This window comes from Dactylosporangium sp. NPDC051087 (assembly GCF_055586325.1).
Window position 1 is genome coordinate 83,548 of the sequence record NZ_JBVJIJ010000009.1, and the last position, 17,471, is coordinate 101,018.

A 17,471-nucleotide genomic window follows, 5' to 3' on the forward strand; every position below is an offset into this window, starting at 1 on the left:
CCTGCGACCGCGGATCGCGTCATCCGTCACCGGACGGCACCGCCGCGGCGCCAGAGGAAGGTCTCCACATGAACGAGCCAACACCGTGTGACGTCCTGATCCGGGGCCGGATCATCACCATGGACGCCGACCGGCGCGTACTTTCCGACGGCTGGGTCGCCGTCACCGACGGCGCCATCGTCGGTGTCGGCACCGGGCCGGCCCCCTATCAGCCGCGCGACACCTGGGGCGGCGACGGCCACCTCATCATGCCGGGCCTCGTCAACACGCACACGCACCTCGTCCAGGGCTGCATCCGCAGCATGGCCGAGGGGACCAGGTTCCAGGAGCGGCTCTTCGGGTTCTACTACCCGATGACCGGTGCCTGCGACGAGGAGCGGTCCTACTGGTCGGCGATGACGCCGACGCTCGACCTGCTGCGTTCGGGCGTGACCACGACGACCGACGACCACTTCACCCACGCGAACAAGCGCTCGATGGACGGCGTGCTGCGCGCCCTGACCGACGCGGGCATCCGCGCCCGTGCCGCGCGCCTGCTCATCAACGACCCGCTCGCGGTGCCGGAGGAGCTGCGCGAGGACGTCGAGACGGCGCTCAGCGAGACCGACCGGCTCGCCGCGGCCTACGACTCGGCGACGATGTCGGTGACGGCCAGCACCATCGGCATCACCTACGTCAGCGAGTCCGACCTGCGTGCGCTCTACCAGTGGACGCTGGACAACCGCAAGCAGTTCGACATCCACGCGCCCTCGATGATGGACGGCGCCTACCTCAAGGACGTGCGCGGCTGGGACGGCGGCTCCTTCGAGTGGCTGCACTCGGAGGGCATGCTCGACAAGCACGTCATCGGCATCCACGCGCAGAACATCCGCCCGGGCGAGGCCGAGCTGCTGGCCCGCGCCGGCGCCAGCGTCTCCCTGGTGCCGGACATGGAGCTCATCCTCGGCATGGTCACCTTCGACTCGCGGCAGTACCTGGACGCCGGGGTCACCGTCGGTCTCGGCCTCGACGGCCCGGTCGTCTCCTACGGCCACAACTTCTGGCTCGGGATGCGGTCGTACCTGATGGCCCAGCGAATCGGCGACAGCGCGCGCAAGCTCGTCCGGGGCGACAAGGGCCACTTCGGCGACGAACTGCTGTTCGGCACCGCGGAGCAGGCGCTCGAGCTCGGCACCATCGGCGGTGCGCGGGCGCTCGGCCTCGGCGACCGGATCGGGTCGCTGGAGGTGGGCAAGGAGGCCGATCTGCTCGTCATCGACCTGTCGGCCGAGCCGACCGCCGCCCCCGAGGGGGCGCTGCTGGCCAACCTCGTCTGGTCCGGCGGGCCCGCCCCCGACTCCATCGACCGGGTCGTCGTGCGCGGCCGCACCGTGATGCTCCGAGGGCAGCCGGTCCAGGTCGATCTCAAGGAGGCCGTGCGCCGCGCGAACGAGGTCCAGCTCGAACTGTTCGAGGAGACCGGCTGCGACAGCTTCCTGCGGCGCGGCTCGACCTGGCAGTGGTCGTGACGACGGGCGGCGCGGCACCGGGAGCCCGCGCGGAGCCGGCCATCGGGTGGCTGGGGCTGGGTGCCATGGGCATGGCCATGGCCACGAGGCTCGTCGACCGGGGCCGTCCGGTCCTGGGCTGGAACCGGGGCGCGGCACGCGCGGCCGGCGCGGCCGCGCACGGCGTCACCGTCACGTCCGACATCTCCGCGGCCGCCTCGTGCGACATCGTCCTGAGCATGCTGCCGAACGACGACGCCGTGCGGGAGGTGCTCGCCGGCGCCACGGTCCTCGGGGCCGTCACGCCGGGCAGCGTCCACGTCAACTGCGCGACGATCTCACCCGGTCTCTCGCGCGAGCTCGACGGTCTCTACCGCTCCCGGCGCGCCCACTACGTCTCGGCGCCGGCGTTCGGCCGGTCCGCGGCCGCGTCCGGGGGTCAGCTCACCATCGTCGCGGGTGGCGACGCCGAGCCGGTGGATCTGATCCGCCCGGTCCTGCACGACCTGGCGGTCAGCGTCCACACCTTCCCCGAGGCGGCGCAGGCCAATCTCGTCAAGATCCTGGGCAACTACCTGATCTCGGTGACGGCCGGCTCGCTCGGCGAGGTGGCCGGGATCGCCGAACGCGGCGGGCTCGAGCCGGGCCGGCTGCTCGACGTCCTCACCGAGCGGCTGTTCTCCGGACTGATCCATCGCTCCTACGGTCAGATGGTCAGCGAGCAACGCTACGAGCCGGTCGCGTTCACGATGCGGCTGGGGAAGAAGGACGTCGACCTCGCCCGGGCGGAAGCCCGGCAGCACGGGGGACACCTGCCCCTCGGCGACGTCATCGCCGGCGCGCTCGGCGAGGGGGTCGACGGCACGGCCGCCGAGAAGGACTGGGCGTTCGTCGCGGAGTGGTTCCGGACGCGGGCCGGAGGTCCGCGATGAGCCGGTGGCTGATCGTCGGCTACGGCCGGGCCGGTGAGGTGCACGCGGCCGCGCTGTCGCGCGTCCCGTCGGCCGTCGTCGCGGGCATCGTCGACTCCGTTCCGGAGGCTCGCGAGAAGGCATCCGCCGCCGGTTACACCGTCTACGGCGACCTCGAGGCGGCGATCGAGCGGGAGCGCCCCGACGCGATCTCGGTGGCGCTGCCGCACGACCTGCACGAGTGGACGGTCGAGGTGGCAGCGGCCAAGGGGCTCGCCGTCCTCGTGGAGAAGCCGCTCGCACGCGACGCGGAAGAGGCGGGCCGGATGGTGTCCACCGCCGAAGCCGCCGGTGTCGAGCTCGGCTGCCTGATGAACTACCGGGCCTACGCTCACCTGCGCTGGGTCAGGCAGGTCATCGCCGACGGCACGCTGCGGGTGCGCAGCGTCGTCGTCGAGGTCAACCTACCGGCGCCCGTCCAGGTGCCCGGTTGGCAGTCGGACCGGGCACGGGCCGGCGGCGGCCTCCTGCGCACCGTCGGGGTCCACTACCTCGACCTGCTCGTCTGGTGGCTCGGCCTGCCGGAGCGGCTCGTGGGCCACGTGACCGGACCGTCCGACGAGGTCGCGACGGCACTGATCGGGCTGCCCGGCGACGTCAGCGCGGCGGTGTCGGTGGCGGCCGTCGCGGCCCGCGGCGCCGGGGTGCGGATGACCCTCTTCGCCGATCAGGGCAACGTGGTCATCGAAGGTGCTCAGGTAGTCTCATCCCCCGTGGGGATGATCCCGCCGGAACCGGAGGCCGATGGCGCGGACCTCCTTTACGGCGCAGGCCATCTGGAGTACTTTCGTGCAGCCGACCGTGCCGTCGGGTCGGGGGACCCGTTCCCCGTGCGGGGGGACGAAGGACTGGCCGCCGTGCGTCTCGTAGATCTCTGGTATACCTCCGCGCGGACCGGCGGATGGGTCAGGCTCGATGAGTAGCCTCGCGACCCACCACGACGGGCTGGACCGGCACCGTGCTCGATGCCACTGACGCGGCCGAGGGGCACGACTTGGGAAGGGATGGACACGTTGTCTCAGGGCACGCAGCTGGATGACCTCGAGCTCCAACTAGGAGGAGCCAAGGTCTCGAGCGCCACCATCGCGACGGTCGTGCGGGCCGTGGATCTGTTGATGTACTTCAAGGACGCCCCGACCCGTGACCTCGGCGTCAGTGAGATCGCCGACGGGCTCGGGATGTCGAAGGCGGCTACGCACCGCATGCTCGCGTCGCTGCGCGTGCGCGGCCTGATCGAGCTCGACGAGACCACCCGCAGGTACACCCTCGGCATCGGGATCATGCAGCTCGGCCTCGCCTACATGGATCAGATCGACATCCGTCGAATGGCGCACCCGGAGCTCGTCCGGCTGTCCAACCGGACGAACGAGACGGCGACCCTGTCGGTCCGGGTCGACCAGCGCCGGCGCATCTACGTCGACGAGGTGGTGCCGCGGCGCGAGGTCATCATGTCGGTGAGCCTGGGCATCCCCTACCCGCTGCACGCCGGCGGGTCGTCCAAGGCGTTCCTCGCCTTCTTCACGGAGGAGGAGGTCGACCGCTACCTCGACAGCGCGCTCGAGGCGGTGACCGACGGCACGATCACCGACACGGCGGCGCTGCTCAAGGAGCTCAGGGCCGTGCGCGAGCAGGGCTGGGCGCGATCCATCGGCGAGCGTCGCAGCGGTGCGGCATCGGTCGCCGCCCCGGTCTTCGACCACAACGGCAAGGTCGCGGCCGTCATCAGCGTCTGCGGGCCCAAGGAGCGGTTCGAGGCCGAGTTCGACGCCTGCCGCGACGCGTTGCTCGAGACGACCGCGCGGCTGTCGACGCGGCTCGGGTGGGTGCCGGGGCGCGTGGACGAGGTGGCCGCGCGCTGACCGGTCGTCGGGTCACCCTGTCTCGTCGTCGATGAGGCCGTAGGGCGGCTGGTCCGGCCGGCGGGTGAAGCGGACGATGACGTCGTCGGCCGCGGCGGGTGGTGGCGCGTTGTCGGCGACGACGATCTGCGCGCCGACGCCGCGGCCGGCCAGCCAGCGCTCCAGGTGCTGGTAGATGCGCTCGATGGTGACGCCGTCGGCGAGGTCGTCGGCGACGCCGAGGTTCTTCTGCGGGCTGTCGAGCATCAGGAAGCCCGGATGCGACGAGCGGGACTCCCACGCGACCTCGAACAGCGCCAGCTGCCAGGCGAGGGCGATCAGGGTCCGGCCGCCCGAGGACGCGGCCGTGTAGGGCTCGCCGCGCATGTACGGGGTCAGGTCCTCGGCGAGGTAGGCGTCGGCGACCTTCGGGTAGCGCCACTCCTGCAGGATCTCCCGGTAGCGTTCGCCGACCCGGCGCACGACCGCGGACCGGTCCGCGCGCCGCGCCTGCGGGCCGGCGGCGGCCAGCTCCTCGCGGTACGCGGCGACCTGGTCCATCTGGTGCAGGATGCCGGCGGCCCGCCGCTCCAGGCTCTGCACCAGCCGCAGCCCGCTCAGCGCCCGCTGGAGGGTCGCGGCGGCCTCCTCCCGGCGCCGGGCGAGGGCGTCGCGCTGGGCGAGAAACGGTGTGATCGTGTGCGCCGTCGCCTCGTCGACCTCCGCCGCGGCGCGGGCCTCGGCGCGCTGGGCGCGCTCCGCCGCGTCCCGCAGGCGGGGCAGCCGCTCCTGCAGCTCGTCGGTGTACCGGTTGAGCTCGGCGAGGCGGGTCTTCGCGGAGCGCAGCTCGGCGGTCACGTCGACGGAACCGCCGTCGGTGATCGGCAGCCGGCACTCGGGGCACCGGTCCTCGCCGCCCGCGAGGGGTGCCAGGCACGACGGGCACGCCGACACGCGCATCGGCTCGAAGAGGTGGTCGGCCTCGGCGAGCATCGTCCACTTCGCGACGTCGTCGGCGTAGCTGCCGTGCAGCTCCGCCATCCGCCGCAGCGAGGTCTCCCGGTCGCGCAGCTCCTCGGCGGCCCGGCGGGCCTCGACGGCCGCGGCGCGGTGCCGCTCGCGCAGCTCCTCGGCGAACATCGTGCCGGCGCGGCCCTGCGCGTCCAGCGCCGCGAGGGCCTGGGCGCACGCGGCGAGCTCGTCCTTCGCGCCGCGGTGCAGCGCCTCGAGGTCGTCGCGGTCGCCGGCGTGCTGCTCGTCGACGATCTGCTCCGCCGCGCGGTAGGCGGCCCGCGCCGCGGACAGCTCGGCCTCCACCGCGCGGATCCGGCGGCCGATCTCCACGGAGTGGTCGTCGTGGACGTCGAAGACGACGTCGACGACCTGCCGCAGCTTGAGGTGCTTCATCGGCACGCTGCGGAAGAGCAGGTCCTTGTCGTCGAGGCGTTCGTTGGGCAGGAAGCACAGCCACATGAGGTCTCGGAAGCTCAGCGGGTCGGTGTCGACGCCGCTGTCGCGCAGCCGGACACCCTCGAGCTTGCAGTGCGACAGCAGCAGCGACGACAGGCTCTCCGGGTGGCTCGCCGGGCGCAGCGGCCGGCGCACCGGAGGGGCCGCGCCCGGCTCGTCGAGGCGCCCGGCCCGCACGTAGGCGAACATCGACGGCTCGCCGACGGCCCGCTCGATGAGATACGGCGTGCCGGACAGCTCCACCTCGAGGGTCGCCGCGCGGACCTTCGGCATGATCTCCGGGTGGCGCGGGTGGTCGGACGCGCCGAGGCAGTAGTCGACGAACTCCAGGACGGTGGTCTTGCCGGTGCTGAACGCGCCGGCGAGCACGGACAGCGGCCGTGGGGAGTCGTCGGGCGCGCGGAAGTCGACGTCATAGGTGCGGTCGCCGCTGTGCAGGCGCAGCCGCCTGAGCCGGATGCCGTGTGCTCGCAGACCGATCATGTCAGGTCCTTCACCGCGGAAGAAGGAACCGGAAGGAGCCACTGCCGTAGGCCTTCGCGCAGCCTCCGGGTGCTCAGGCGACGGAGGCGGCGGATGACGATGCGCGCCGCTGTGCGGTACAGCTGAGCATACATCGCGGTGAATCGAGCGGCCATGCTCGCGCCCTCCTGGGTGAGCCGGTAGGTCACCCGTCCGGTGGCCGTGACCTCGATCAGGCCGCGCCCGACGAGGGCGGCGAGGTCGCGGGGCAGGTGCAGCTGGGCGGTGACGAACCGCTGCGCGGGGCTGGCGTACTCCGTGGCGCGGTCGTCGAAGCCGGCCAGGCGCAGCGCGGTGCGTTCCGGGTCGTCGTCGCCGCGGGCCAGCAGGAGCGGGTGGGTGGCCAGGAAGTCGTAGACGCCGAGGCGTTCGGCGTCGAGGGGCTCGCCGGCGCACTCCAGCGCGAGGAGCAGCCTCGCCTGGCGGAAGACGGAGATCTCCTCGGGGGTCATGCGATGTCCCGCCAGTGCCGGACCCAGCCCGCGCGACGGTCCTCGACGACGCGGTGCATCAGGCCGCAGCGGTGCACCGGACCGGCCCGCAGCTGCGACGGGAACGCGCCGGACTCCCGGATCTCGTGCATGACCTCGGCGTGCAGCCCGGGCAGGCGCGGATCGCCGGTGACCGCCTTGGCGTTGAAGGACGCCTCCCAGATGCCGTGCACCATCCCGTCGGCCTCGCTGAGCGCCTCGACCTCCGACGGGATCCGCTTGTCGAGGACGTCCCGGGCGAGGAGCTCGGCGTTGAAGTACTCCCGTTTCGCCGCGCCGAGCTCGACGTGCCCGGCGGCGCGCAGCTGGCGCACGAACAGCGCCCGGTCGAGGCCGGCGTCGTCGTCGGGGTCGAGGTCCCGCACCGGCGCCCGCGGGGTCTGCGCCGGCACGTACGGGTCGTAGAAGTGCCGCCGCACGTGCGCGCAGTCCGGCCGCACGAGGTGGCCGCGCAGCACGTTCTCGTGCCACAGCTCGATCGAGACGCCGGTGTCCCGCTGCCGCCTGGCCCGCCAGTTGTCCCACCACTGCGCGGTCTGCGCGTCCATGCTCGCCGGCACGCACAGGACCCACTGGCTGAGCCGGTAGCCGTTACGGGCGGCCGAGGCGACCGCGGAGTCGAACGACTCGCGGATCTGGCCCTGCTGGCCGCGGCCGACGACGGGCCAGAAGTACTTCGACTGCCAGATGATGACGAGCCCCGACAGCTCGCCGAGGAGGATGTCGATGCCCCAGTCGCCGGGGTTGGCGGTGATCGCCCGGGCGCCGGGGTAGATCGCGGCGAGCAGCATCGCCAGCATCTGCTCGAAGTCGTCGCGGGCGCCCGCGATGTTGCCGGCCCGCAGCTGGTGTGCGGCGAAGTTGATCGGCGGTTCTCCGGAGGCAAGACTCATCGCGGCCGCAGTCGCGGTCATCTCCCGCTCCTCCCTCGCGCCGCAGTTCGTCGACCCCCATTGATCTTCGCGGCTTTCAGGTTGTCACGGAAAGCTATGGATCCGCTACCCAGAGCGTAGAGTTCGTGGATTTTTCACCGGTTGTTGGTCGCTCGAACCGGTGAACGGACTCAGGCCGCCGCCAGGAGCTCGCCGACCGCGCGGGTCCGGAGGTAGTCCACGGCGCTGGGCAGCGCGGTGAGCCCGAGGTCCTCCCGGTGCTCGGTGTCGACGTCGAAGCGGGCCGCGAGGCTGCGCGGCACCGCCGCCAGGTCCTTGGCGTCGGCGACGTCGACCCACCGGCCGACGTTCGGTCGGCGCGACGGGGTGTCCGCGCCGTCGTGCGGCAGCCGGTCGTAGACGACGGTGTCGAGGGCGAGCGGCGAGCCGATGGTGATGAACAGGTCGACGTGCAGGTCGGGCCGGGCGACGAGCGCCTCGTAGGCGACGACCGAGCCGAGCGAGTGCGCGATCAGCACGTCCGGGCGGTGCTGCTCCACCTGCGCCTCGACCGTGCGGCGCACGGCGAGACGGGTCGCCGGCCCGCCCAGGTAGCGGTCCACCTCGCCGATGAACGTGGTGACGAAGGAGCGGACGAGCGCGTTGTCGAGGTCCTTGCGCTTGGCCAGCCAGTCGACGAACGGCGGCAGCGCCGCGTGCCCGCGCCCGGCGTCGCTGGGCGCGCCGAGCGCGTCGGCCCAGGCCGCCAGCTGACCGAAGTTGGCGCCGCTGAGCTGCTGGCCGACCGCGGCCGCGAGGCTCGGCGTCGGGCGCACCTGGTCGGCGTAGTAGGCCATCCGCAGGTCGACCGTCTCGGCCGGCACGTGGTCGGTCAGCGCCTGCTGCCAGATCCAGGCCAGGTCCACCGCGGCGTCGTGCGCCGACGGATACCTGTCGAAGTTGCCCACCCCGTGCACGCCGACGATCCTGGTCATCCCGGTCCCCCCGTGATTGATGGCGGCCGATCACCGCGTCAGCAATCTATGGGGATCGGGCATGTCATGACATCATCCGATCGGCTGGGCCGATGCGCTCTGTCAGGACAATGTCACGCGGCGATCAGCAGCGGCTCCAGGATCTCCTCGGTGCCGCCGGCGCCGGCGGAGCGGGCGTCGCCCCAGCAGTACAGGTGGGTGTTGCGCAGGCCGCAGGTGTGGGCGCCACCGGCGGACAGACCGGTCCAAGGTCCGTCGAACACGGCGGCCGGCGTATCGCGCAGGGCGTGGTCGCCGACGCCGAGCGCGCCCGATCCCCAGCAGTAGCGCACCCCGGCCGCCTGGCCACAGGCGAACAGGCCGGTGGTCGCCATGGTGACCCGGGTCCAGCTGCTGCGGCTGCTCACCAGGACCGGTGAGGGGTGCTCGGTGTGGTCCTCGCCGATGCCGAGCTGGTGGGTGTCGTTGTCGCCCCAGCACCACAGTGTCCCCTCAGTGCGGATGCCGCACGCCGACCACGCTCCCGCGGTGACCGTCCGCCACCCGGGCTCGCCGATGACCCGGCGGGGCGCGGTCCTGGTGGTGGTGTCGCCGAGCCCGAGCTGGCCCGTGTCGTTGCGCCCCCAGCAGTACCGGGTGCCGTCGGTCTTGAGCGCGCAGACGAACCCGCTGGCGGTCGCCACCATGTCCCAGTTCGCCTGGCTGCCCACCTGGACCGGGCGGGACCGGCCCGTGGTGTCGCCGACGCCGAGCTGCCCGTCGCTGTTGCGGCCCCAGCACCACAGGGTGTTCCCGGCCCGGATGCCGCAGCTGAAGTAGGTGCCGGCGGACACCGACCGCCAGGCGCCCTCGTCGATGATCCGGCGCGGTGCGGTGCGGTTGGTGGTGTCGCCCAGGCCCAGCTCGCCGTCGGTGTTGCGGCCCCAGCAGTACCGGTCGCCGTCGGTCTTGACCGCGCAGGTGTGCTGCAGGCCGGTCTCGACGGTCTGCCAGTTCGCCTGGCTGCCCACCTGGGTCGGCAGCGGCCGCTCGGTGAGGTCGCCGACGCCGAGCTGGCCGGAGTCGTTGCGGCCCCAGCACCACAGCGTGTGGTCGGACCGGATCGCGCACGAGTGGATGGTGCCCGCCGAGACCTCCAGCCAGCCGGTCGTCGCGGCCGCCGCCGTGCCGGCCGGCGCCACGGGGACCGCCAGGGTCCCGATCCCGACCGCCAGCACCATCAACCACCGCCGCAGACGCATGCGCAGAGGCTCCGCAGCCGCCGCGCCCGCCGTCAACGACGCGCCCGGCGCAGGGCCGCTGATCTGCCGCCCCGGTGTGCCCCGGTGTGGAAGTTACAAGCGGGACAGGTCGATGTCGGCGTAGATGGCGGCGTGGTCGGAGCCGGCGTGCACCGGCTGGGTCATCGTGTCGTAGATGGGCCACAGGGTGCCGCGGCGGCCGCCCCACACGCCCTTGCGCAGGATGCCGCCGCCGGTCGTCGCGGCGTAGAGGGCGGGGGAGAGCAGGACGTAGTCGAGCTTGTTGGGGGCGGTGCAGTAGCCGTACGTGCCGGGCCGCCCGCCGTCCTCGAAGCCGGGGTGGGTGCCGACGTCGCGCAGGTCGGTGTCGCGCAGCAGCGGGGCCAGGGGCTCGCTGGCCGGGGTGTCGTTGAGGTCGCCGACGACGGCGACGAGCGGCGTGTCCAGGGCGCGGTAGATGTCCGCGACCCGGGCGGCCTGCCGGCGGCGGCGCGCGTCGGAGGCGACCTTCCCGCCGTAGCCCTTGCTCTTGAGGTGGTTGACCAGCATCACCAGGATCTGCCCGCCGGGCAGCCGGAAGTGGTACTCGGGGCAGTCGCGGCTGAAGATCCGGCCGCGGTCGTCGGCGTCGTCGACGTGGGTGCGCTGGCCCACCGGCGGGAAGCCGGGAGTGGACATGACGCCGACGTCGATGCCGCGCTCGTCGTTGCCGTCCACGACCATGAAGTGCTCGTACATGCCGTTGAGGCCGCCGTCGGCGAAGCGTTTCAGCGCCAGGCGGCTCTCCGCCTCGATCACGCCGAGGATGTCGGCGCGCACGTCGAGGATGACCCGGGCGGTGTTGAGCAGGGCGAGCTCGTCGACCCGGTCGGTGGTCAGCTCCACCCAGCCGATCCAGTCGGCGCGGCCGCCGGCGACGACCTCGACCACGCCGGTCCGGCGGCGCACGAGGAGGCGTCCCCGGTTCTGCCGCAGCCGGGCGAACTTCGCCGTGTCGCCGCCGCGCAGCCCGAGCTTCCCCAGCTCGCGCAGGATGTCGTGCTTGACCTCGCCGGTGTAGACGGGCTCCTCGAGCAGCTCGCACACCCGCTGGTACGCCTCCAGGACCGGCCGGCCCGCCGCCCACGTGCGCTGGTCGAGGGCCTTGGCGCGGTTGAACAGGTTCTCGACGTTGTAGCCGGCGATCCGCATGTGTTCCCCCCGACCGTAAGTTACATCGGCGACGCCGCAGGATCGTCCGCCTTTCCGGCAGAGCTTTACAGCGCGTCGAGGTCCCCCATACGGTCCGGCACGCCGGCGCCCGCCAGTGCCGGCACCCTTTGCCGCAGGAGGACTCCCGACAATGAGAAGCCGTACCGTGGCGATCGCCGCGGCGAGCGCACTGCTGGCGCTGACCGTGGGTGCGCCGCCCGCGGCCGCCGCGCCGGACCCAGGGTCGCCGGTCAAGGTCAACCAGGTGGCGTACGTGCCGGGCCTGACCAAGCAGGCCACCGTCGTCAGCTCGGCCGCCGCGCCGATCGGCTGGACGCTGCGCAACGCCGCCGGCGCGACCGTCGCCAGTGGACAGACGACGGTGAAGGGCGCCGACGCCCTGTCCGGCGACACCGTCCACATCGCCGACTTCTCCGCCTACGACACCCCGGGCAGCGGCTACGTGCTGTCGGCCGGCGGGTCGGACAGCTACCCCTTCGACATCTCCGCCGCGCCGGTGAAGCAGCTGCGCTACGACTCCCTCGCGTTCTTCTACCACCAGCGCAGCGGCATCGCGATCGAGTCGCAGTACGTCGGCAGCCGCTACGCCCGACCCGCGGGGCACGTGGGCGTCGCGCCGAACCAGGGCGACACGTCCGTGCCGTGCCGGGCGACCTGCGGCTACTCCCTGGACGTGCGCGGCGGCTGGTACGACGCCGGCGACCAGGGCAAATACGTCGTCAACGGGGGCATCGCCGCGTGGCAGCTGCTCAACATCTACGAGCGGGCCGCGAACGTCGCCGGCAGCGACCGGGCCGCGCTCGGCGACGGTACCCTCGCCATCCCGGAACGCGCGAACGGCGTCCCCGACGTGCTCGACGAGGCCCGCTGGGAGGTCGAGTTCCTGCTGCGGATGCAGGTCCCGGACGGCCGCACCGACGCCGGCATGGTCCATCACAAGATCCACGACGAGAACTGGACCGGCCTGCCGATGCGCCCGGAGGCCGACCCGCAGCGGCGCCTGCTGTCGCCGGTGAGCACCGCCGCGACGCTCAACCTCGCCGCCGTCGCCGCGCAGGCGGCCCGGATCTGGCGCACGCTCGACCCCGCGTTCTCCGCCCGGGCGCTCGCCGCCGCGGAGAAGGCGTACGCCGCGGCGAAGGCCAACCCGAACCGGCTGGCGAGCGGCACCGACAGCACCGGCGGCGGCGCGTACGACGACAGCAACGTCAGCGACGAGTTCTACTGGGCCGCGGCGGAGCTGTTCACCACCACCGGCGGCGCGTCCTACCGCACCGACGTGACCGGATCCCCGCTGTACAAGGGCGCGAGCTTCAACCAGCGCGGCTACGACTGGGGCTGGGTCGGCGGCCTCGGCGACACCACCCTCGCGCTCGTCCCCAACGGCCTGCCCGCCGCCGACGTCGCCGCGACCCGGGCGAAGTTCGCGACGTTCGCCGACGGCCTGCTGAGCCAGATGGCGGCGCAGGGCTACCCGGCGCCGAACGGGGGCACCACCTACAACTGGGGCTCCGACGGGCAGATCGCCAACAACGCCGCCGTCCTCGGCCTCGCGCACGACTTCACCGGCCTCGCGAAGTACCGCACCGGGGTGTTCCAGACGCTGGACTACCTGCTGGGCCGCAACCCGCTGAACCAGTCGTACATCGCCGGCTACGGCGAGAAGGCCGTCCGCAACGTGCACCACCGGTTCTGGGCCAACCAGTCCGACGCGTCGCTGCCGACCGCGCCGCCCGGGTCGCTGTCCGGCGGCCCGAACAGCGGCCTGCAGGACCCGGTCGCGCAGGCGCAGCTCGGCGGGTGCAAGGCGCAGAAGTGCTTCGTCGACGACATCGGCGCCTACTCGGTCAACGAGGTCGCGATCAACTGGAACTCGGCGCTGGCGTCCCTGGCGAGCTGGGCCGCGGATCACACCGGCACGGTCCTGCCGCAGGACACGACCCCGCCGACCGTGCCGGGCACGCCGGTCGCGTCCGACGTCACCGCCACCTGGCTGCGCCTGACCTGGGCGGCGTCCACCGACCCGGAGAGCGGCGTCACCGGCTACGAGGTGCGTCGCGTCTCGGGCGGCACGTCGACGGTCGTCGCGACCACCACCACCGCGTCGGTGTCGCTGACCGGCCTGACCCCGGCCACCGTGTACACGTACGTGGTGGCGGCCCGTAACGGCGCCGGGCTCACGTCCGCCGCGTCCGCGCCGGTCACCGTCACCACCGCCGACCCGCCGGCGGACGCCCGCCCGACGACCCCCGGCCTGCCGGTCGCCTCGGCCGTGACCTCGACGGGCTTCACGCTGACCTGGCCGGCGTCCACCGACGACAACGGCGTCACCGGCTACGAGATCCACCGCCGGCAGGGCGACGCGCTGTCGGTGCTGGCCACCAGCACCGGGCCGGCGGTGGCGCTGACCGGCCTCACGGCGAACACCGAATACGTCCTGATGGTCCGGGCGAAGGACACCGCCGGGCAGTTCTCCTTGCTGTCGGCGCCGGTGACGGTACGGACGCCGCCGGCACCGACCGGCGGGTGCAAGGTGGTGTACTCGGTGAACGGCTGGGGCACCGGCTTCACCGGCAGCGTCACGATCACCAACAACGGCCCGGCCGCGTGGACGTCGTGGACGATGGCCTTCGCGTTCCCCGGCGACCAGCGCGTCACCCAGGGCTGGTCCGGCCGCTGGACGCAGACCGGCGCGGCGGTCACCGTCACCAACGAGGCCTGGAACGGCGCGGTCCCCGCCGGCGGCACGGTCAGCCTCGGCTTCAACGCCACGTACACCGGCACCAACGCCGCCCCGGCGGCCTTCACCGTCAACGGCACCACCTGCACCTGACCCGGCACCCGTGCCGCCGGCCGTCCTCCCGCGACGGCCGGCGGCCCGGCGCGGGCGGGCGGGCCGGGGATTCCTCGTGGCGCCGCCGGGCGGGCGGATGGTGGAATGCGTCGATGATCGATGTTCGGCTGCTGACGTTCAACGCCCTGATGCGGGACGACGTGCCGGCCCGGCTGCGGGCGCTCGGCCCCGTCCTGGAGCGCTCCGGGTACGACATCGTGTGCCTGCAGGAGGTCCTGCACGGCGGGAGCGTCCGGCTGCTGCGCCGGGTGTCCGGCTACCCGCACCGGGCCGTGAGCTGGGGCGTGCTGCCCGCCGGTGGGCTGCTGATCCTGTCGCGGTGGCCGGTCCTGCGGTACCGGTTCGCGCGGTACCCCATGACCGGGCCGCGCCGCACCGAGCTGCTCATGCGCAAGGGCGCGCAGCTGGCCGTCGTGGAGACGCCGGCCGGCCCGCTCGTCGTCGTCAACACCCACCTCACCGCCAACCGGGACGACGACTGGTCGGAGGGCAACCGGTACACGCGGATCATCGACGGCGAGCTGGCGCAGCTGGCGCGCGTCGTCGCCGGGTTCGAGCCGGCGCTGCCCGCGGTCGTGGCCGGCGACTTCAACGTGCCCCGGGACGCGCCCGTGTTCACGAGGTTCGCCGCCGCGGCCGGGCTGCGCGACGTCCTGGCCGGGGACACGGCCACGACCTACCGGCCGACACCGCGCTGGCCCTCCCCGCCGGCGCTCGACCAGGTCCTCGTCCGTCCGGGCCGGGACCGGCCGCTGACCGCGCGGGCCCGCACCGTCCTGCAGGACGCGGTCCGGGTCGCGGACGGCCGCGAGCTGTTCCTGTCCGACCACTACGGCATCGAGGCGGACCTGACCTTCGGCCGGTGAACCCGGTGAACCCGGCGAAACCGGCACGGCGGACATACCATCGAGGCGAAGGAGGTCATCATGGCACGGTTCGTGACGATCGGATATGGCGACCAGGCCGGGTACGACCGCACCGACCCCGCGGTCCGGGACGAGGCGCACGCGCACGACGCGAAGCTCCTCGCGGGCGGCGCGAGCGCCGGCCGGGCCGGCACCCCGGTGCAGGTGCGCAACCACGACGGCGCGGGGGTGACCGTGCGGGAAGGGGCGTTCCTGTCCGCCGGTCTGCCGCTCGCCGGGTTCGGGATCATCGAGGCCGGCAGCATCGAGGAGGCCGTGGAGATGGTCTCGCGCACCCCGTGCGCCGTCGCGCAGGGCGTCGTCGAGGTGTGGCCGCTGCTGGAGGGCTAGGGCGTGCTCAGCCGGCGATCAGCGGCGGCAGCGCGAACAGCATGACCATCGACCACGTGACGTGCGTGAGCACCGGGGCGAGGACCCCGCCGGACGCGCGGCGCTGCAGGGCGAGCACCGTGCCGAGGACGACGGCGGCGAAGACGAGCATCGGGTTGCCGGTGGCGACGGTCGCGAGCGCGTAGACGGCGGTGGAGATCGTCACCGGCAGGGTGCGGCCGATGGCGGCGAAGAGCGCGCCGCGGAAGAACAGCTCCTCGGCGGCGCCGTTGGCGAGGGTGACGACGGTGATGAGGACGATCGAGCCGTACCTGGCGTGGTCGAGCACGTCCTCGGTGGAGGCGCGCAGCGGCGGGATCTCCCGAACGATGAGCGAACCGGCGATGAACACCGCCCCGGCGAGCAGCCCGGTCAGGATCGGGGTGACGACGGGCCGGCGCAGCGTGTCGCGGAACAGGATCCGGCCGAGGTGCAGCGGGCCGGACAGGAACGCCCCGGCGACCCAGGTGGCGGCGACGGCCAGGGTCATCGGGTAGAACAGCGCGTCGCCGGGGCGGATCGACAGCGACAGCCCGAGCAGCAGCGCGCCCACGACGAGCGTCACCGCGGACACGACCCGCCGGCGGCGGAACTGCGCGTCCGGCTGCGTGTGGTCGCGGGGCACGCGGTCGATGAACGCGGCCCTCACGAACCGTCTCATGCCGCGCGGTCCCGCAGCGCGAGCCGGACCGCCTCGTCGTAGCCGATCGTCGGGCCGGGCACGACCTCCTCGATGCTGCGGTCGTGGACGACGACCTCGTTGCTGAGGGAGTCGACGAGGTTCCGCGCGGTCGTGAAATCGACGTCGGTGACGAGCACCAGCCACGACGACGACAGCCGCGGCGTGAGCAGCGGCACCGTCACGTTGGCGAGGTGGTCGCCCTGGACCTGCGCCGCGCGGGTCAGCATGTCGATGTAGCGCAGCACCTCGGGGCCGCCGATCTCGTAGACCTTGCCGCGGGCCTCGACCGGTTCCAGGACGCCGACGAGGTACCGGATGACGTCCGGCAACGCGATCGGCTGGGTCCGCGTCTGTACCCACTTCGGGGTGAGCAGCGCCGGGAGCCGGTCGACGAGCTGCCTGGTGATCTCCCAGCTGATCCCGCCGTCGCCGATGACGACCGCAGCCCGCAGCGCGGTGACCGGCACCGGGCCCTCCCGCAGGATGCGTTCGACGGCGCGCCGCGAGCGCAGGTGCGGGGACAGCTCGCTGTCGTCGTCGCCGAGCCCGCCGAGGTAGACGATCCGCTCCAGGCCGGCCTTTCCCGCCGCTGCCGCGAAGGTACGGGCCGCCTCGGCGTCCTTCTCCTCGAAGTCGGCGGAGTCCAGCGAGTGCACGAGGTAGTAGGCGGCCCCGGCGCCGTCGAGGGCCGCGCCGAGGCTGTCCGGGTCGAACACGTCACCACGCACGGGGGTGCCGGCGCCGTCGTAGCGGTCGGGGTGGCGGGTCATCGCCCGGACGTCGTATCCCTCGTCGGCGAGCGCGCGGGCCAGGTGCGACCCGATGAACCCGGAGGCCCCGGTCACGAGCACGGTCTTCGTCACCCGTTCCTGGTACCCCGCACGGACCCGACCATCGCAAATCGACGCAGCCCCGGCGCCACCCCGTCACGGCCTCCTCCTGGGCGGGTGAAGGGCGGCCCGCAGTGCCGGGCCGAACACGCGCACGACCTCCGGCGCCGGCAGCCGGGCGATCGAGCCGATCGGGTGCAGATACCGGGTGAAGACGAGCCCGCCGATGACGCCGACGGCGGCGGTGGCCCGGTCGGACGCTCCGGGCCCGCCGAGAAATTCAGCGATGCGGACACGGAGCTCACATTCCAGGTAGTCGCGGAACACGCGCATCGTGTCGTCGTCCTGCCCGGCGATCCGGTGCCCGGCCGGGTCGGCGGCGTCCCACAGGCCGGTGACCGCCGTCAGCAACCGGTCGGCGAGGCCCGCCTGGTCGCCGCGCAGCGCCTCGTCGAGGGCCGTCGAGCCGAGGCACAGCAGGTCGAGGGACTGCCCGAACAGGCCCTGCTTGGAGCCGAAGTGGTAGCTGATGAGCGCCTGGTCGACGCCGGCCGCCGCGGCGACCGCCCGGACCGTCGTGCCCCGGTAGCCCTTCGTCAGGAACAGCTCGCGCGCGGCGGCGGCGATACGGGCCTTGGTGTCCGGATGCCCCCGCGGGCGGCCCCGGGTTTTATTCAGCACGGTTGAATACTGCGCCGCGGGCGAGGCACC

At 73.0% G+C, this 17,471-nt stretch carries 16 protein-coding genes; 7 read left to right on the plus strand and 9 right to left on the minus strand.

The window, feature by feature from the left end:
* Positions 1 to 68: 68 nt before the first annotated feature.
* The 4 genes from ACZ6TV_RS18555 to ACZ6TV_RS18570 all read left to right on the plus strand — a co-directional run bounded on the left by ACZ6TV_RS18555 (position 69) and on the right by ACZ6TV_RS18570 (position 4,317).
* Positions 69 to 1,508, plus strand: coding sequence for an amidohydrolase family protein (locus ACZ6TV_RS18555; protein ID WP_465298417.1), 1,440 nt, complete (start codon positions 69 to 71; stop codon positions 1,506 to 1,508).
* A complete protein-coding gene (locus ACZ6TV_RS18560) occupies positions 1,505 to 2,419 on the plus strand; it encodes an NAD(P)-dependent oxidoreductase (protein ID WP_465298418.1) in 915 nt (304 codons plus the stop codon). Before ACZ6TV_RS18555 ends, ACZ6TV_RS18560 begins: the two co-directional genes overlap by 4 nt.
* Complete coding sequence (locus ACZ6TV_RS18565) at positions 2,416 to 3,381, plus strand: Gfo/Idh/MocA family protein (protein ID WP_465298419.1); 966 nt, start codon at positions 2,416 to 2,418, stop codon at positions 3,379 to 3,381. Before ACZ6TV_RS18560 ends, ACZ6TV_RS18565 begins: the two co-directional genes overlap by 4 nt.
* A 171-nt stretch (positions 3,382 to 3,552) precedes the next feature.
* Positions 3,553 to 4,317 (plus strand): IclR family transcriptional regulator, encoded by a 765-nt coding sequence (locus tag ACZ6TV_RS18570; RefSeq protein WP_465298678.1) that lies wholly within the window; start codon positions 3,553 to 3,555, stop codon positions 4,315 to 4,317.
* Between the two features lie 12 nt (positions 4,318 to 4,329).
* Here ACZ6TV_RS18570 and ACZ6TV_RS18575 read toward each other — a convergent pair whose 3' ends face one another.
* The 6 genes from ACZ6TV_RS18575 to ACZ6TV_RS18600 form a co-directional block, all read right to left on the minus strand.
* Positions 4,330 to 6,249 carry a DNA recombination protein RecN gene (locus tag ACZ6TV_RS18575; protein WP_465298420.1) on the minus strand — a complete coding sequence of 640 codons (1,920 nt, stop codon included), beginning with the start codon at positions 6,247 to 6,249 and terminating at the stop codon, positions 4,330 to 4,332.
* Positions 6,246 to 6,740, minus strand: a complete 495-nt coding sequence (locus tag ACZ6TV_RS18580; RefSeq protein WP_465298421.1) for a hypothetical protein — start codon at positions 6,738 to 6,740, stop codon at positions 6,246 to 6,248. Before ACZ6TV_RS18580 ends, ACZ6TV_RS18575 begins: the two co-directional genes overlap by 4 nt.
* The gene (locus ACZ6TV_RS18585; protein ID WP_465298423.1) at positions 6,737 to 7,693 is read right to left on the minus strand and encodes a hypothetical protein; all 957 of its coding nucleotides are present in this window, start codon (positions 7,691 to 7,693) and stop codon (positions 6,737 to 6,739) included. The genes ACZ6TV_RS18580 and ACZ6TV_RS18585 overlap by 4 nt, the downstream gene beginning before the upstream one ends.
* Before the next feature lie 149 nt (positions 7,694 to 7,842).
* Positions 7,843 to 8,646 (minus strand): serine/threonine-protein kinase, encoded by an 804-nt coding sequence (locus ACZ6TV_RS18590; RefSeq protein WP_465298424.1) that lies wholly within the window; start codon positions 8,644 to 8,646, stop codon positions 7,843 to 7,845.
* Positions 8,647 to 8,759: 113 nt separating this feature from the next.
* Positions 8,760 to 9,887 carry an RCC1 domain-containing protein gene (locus ACZ6TV_RS18595; protein WP_465298425.1) on the minus strand — a complete coding sequence of 376 codons (1,128 nt, stop codon included), beginning with the start codon at positions 9,885 to 9,887 and terminating at the stop codon, positions 8,760 to 8,762.
* 93 nt (positions 9,888 to 9,980) lie between these two features.
* On the minus strand, positions 9,981 to 11,078 hold the full coding sequence (locus ACZ6TV_RS18600; RefSeq protein WP_465298426.1) for an endonuclease/exonuclease/phosphatase family protein: 1,098 nt from the start codon (positions 11,076 to 11,078) through the stop codon (positions 9,981 to 9,983).
* A gap of 151 nt (positions 11,079 to 11,229) precedes the next feature.
* On the opposite strand from ACZ6TV_RS18600, the gene ACZ6TV_RS18605 reads away from it, so the two are divergent.
* The 3 genes from ACZ6TV_RS18605 (at position 11,230) to ACZ6TV_RS18615 (ending at position 15,209) form a co-directional block, all read left to right on the plus strand.
* Positions 11,230 to 13,932 (plus strand): glycoside hydrolase family 9 protein, encoded by a 2,703-nt coding sequence (locus tag ACZ6TV_RS18605; RefSeq protein ID WP_465298427.1) that lies wholly within the window; start codon positions 11,230 to 11,232, stop codon positions 13,930 to 13,932.
* Positions 13,933 to 14,045: 113 nt separating this feature from the next.
* Entirely contained in the window at positions 14,046 to 14,819 is a 774-nt protein-coding gene (locus ACZ6TV_RS18610; protein ID WP_465298428.1) for an endonuclease/exonuclease/phosphatase family protein, read from the plus strand.
* Positions 14,820 to 14,879: 60 nt separating this feature from the next.
* Positions 14,880 to 15,209, plus strand: a complete 330-nt coding sequence (locus ACZ6TV_RS18615) for a YciI family protein (RefSeq protein WP_465298429.1) — start codon at positions 14,880 to 14,882, stop codon at positions 15,207 to 15,209.
* A gap of 7 nt (positions 15,210 to 15,216) precedes the next feature.
* Here the strand turns inward: ACZ6TV_RS18615 and ACZ6TV_RS18620 are convergent, their stop codons facing one another.
* The 3 genes from ACZ6TV_RS18620 to ACZ6TV_RS18630 all read right to left on the minus strand — a co-directional run bounded on the left by ACZ6TV_RS18620 (position 15,217) and on the right by ACZ6TV_RS18630 (position 17,441).
* The gene (locus ACZ6TV_RS18620; protein WP_465298430.1) at positions 15,217 to 15,909 is read right to left on the minus strand and encodes a lysostaphin resistance A-like protein; all 693 of its coding nucleotides are present in this window, start codon (positions 15,907 to 15,909) and stop codon (positions 15,217 to 15,219) included.
* Complete coding sequence (locus tag ACZ6TV_RS18625) at positions 15,906 to 16,793, minus strand: NAD(P)H-binding protein (RefSeq protein ID WP_465298431.1); 888 nt, start codon at positions 16,791 to 16,793, stop codon at positions 15,906 to 15,908. The genes ACZ6TV_RS18620 and ACZ6TV_RS18625 overlap by 4 nt, the downstream gene beginning before the upstream one ends.
* 63 nt (positions 16,794 to 16,856) lie before the next feature.
* Entirely contained in the window at positions 16,857 to 17,441 is a 585-nt protein-coding gene (locus ACZ6TV_RS18630; RefSeq protein WP_465298432.1) for a TetR family transcriptional regulator, read from the minus strand.
* Positions 17,442 to 17,471: the final 30 nt, after the last annotated feature.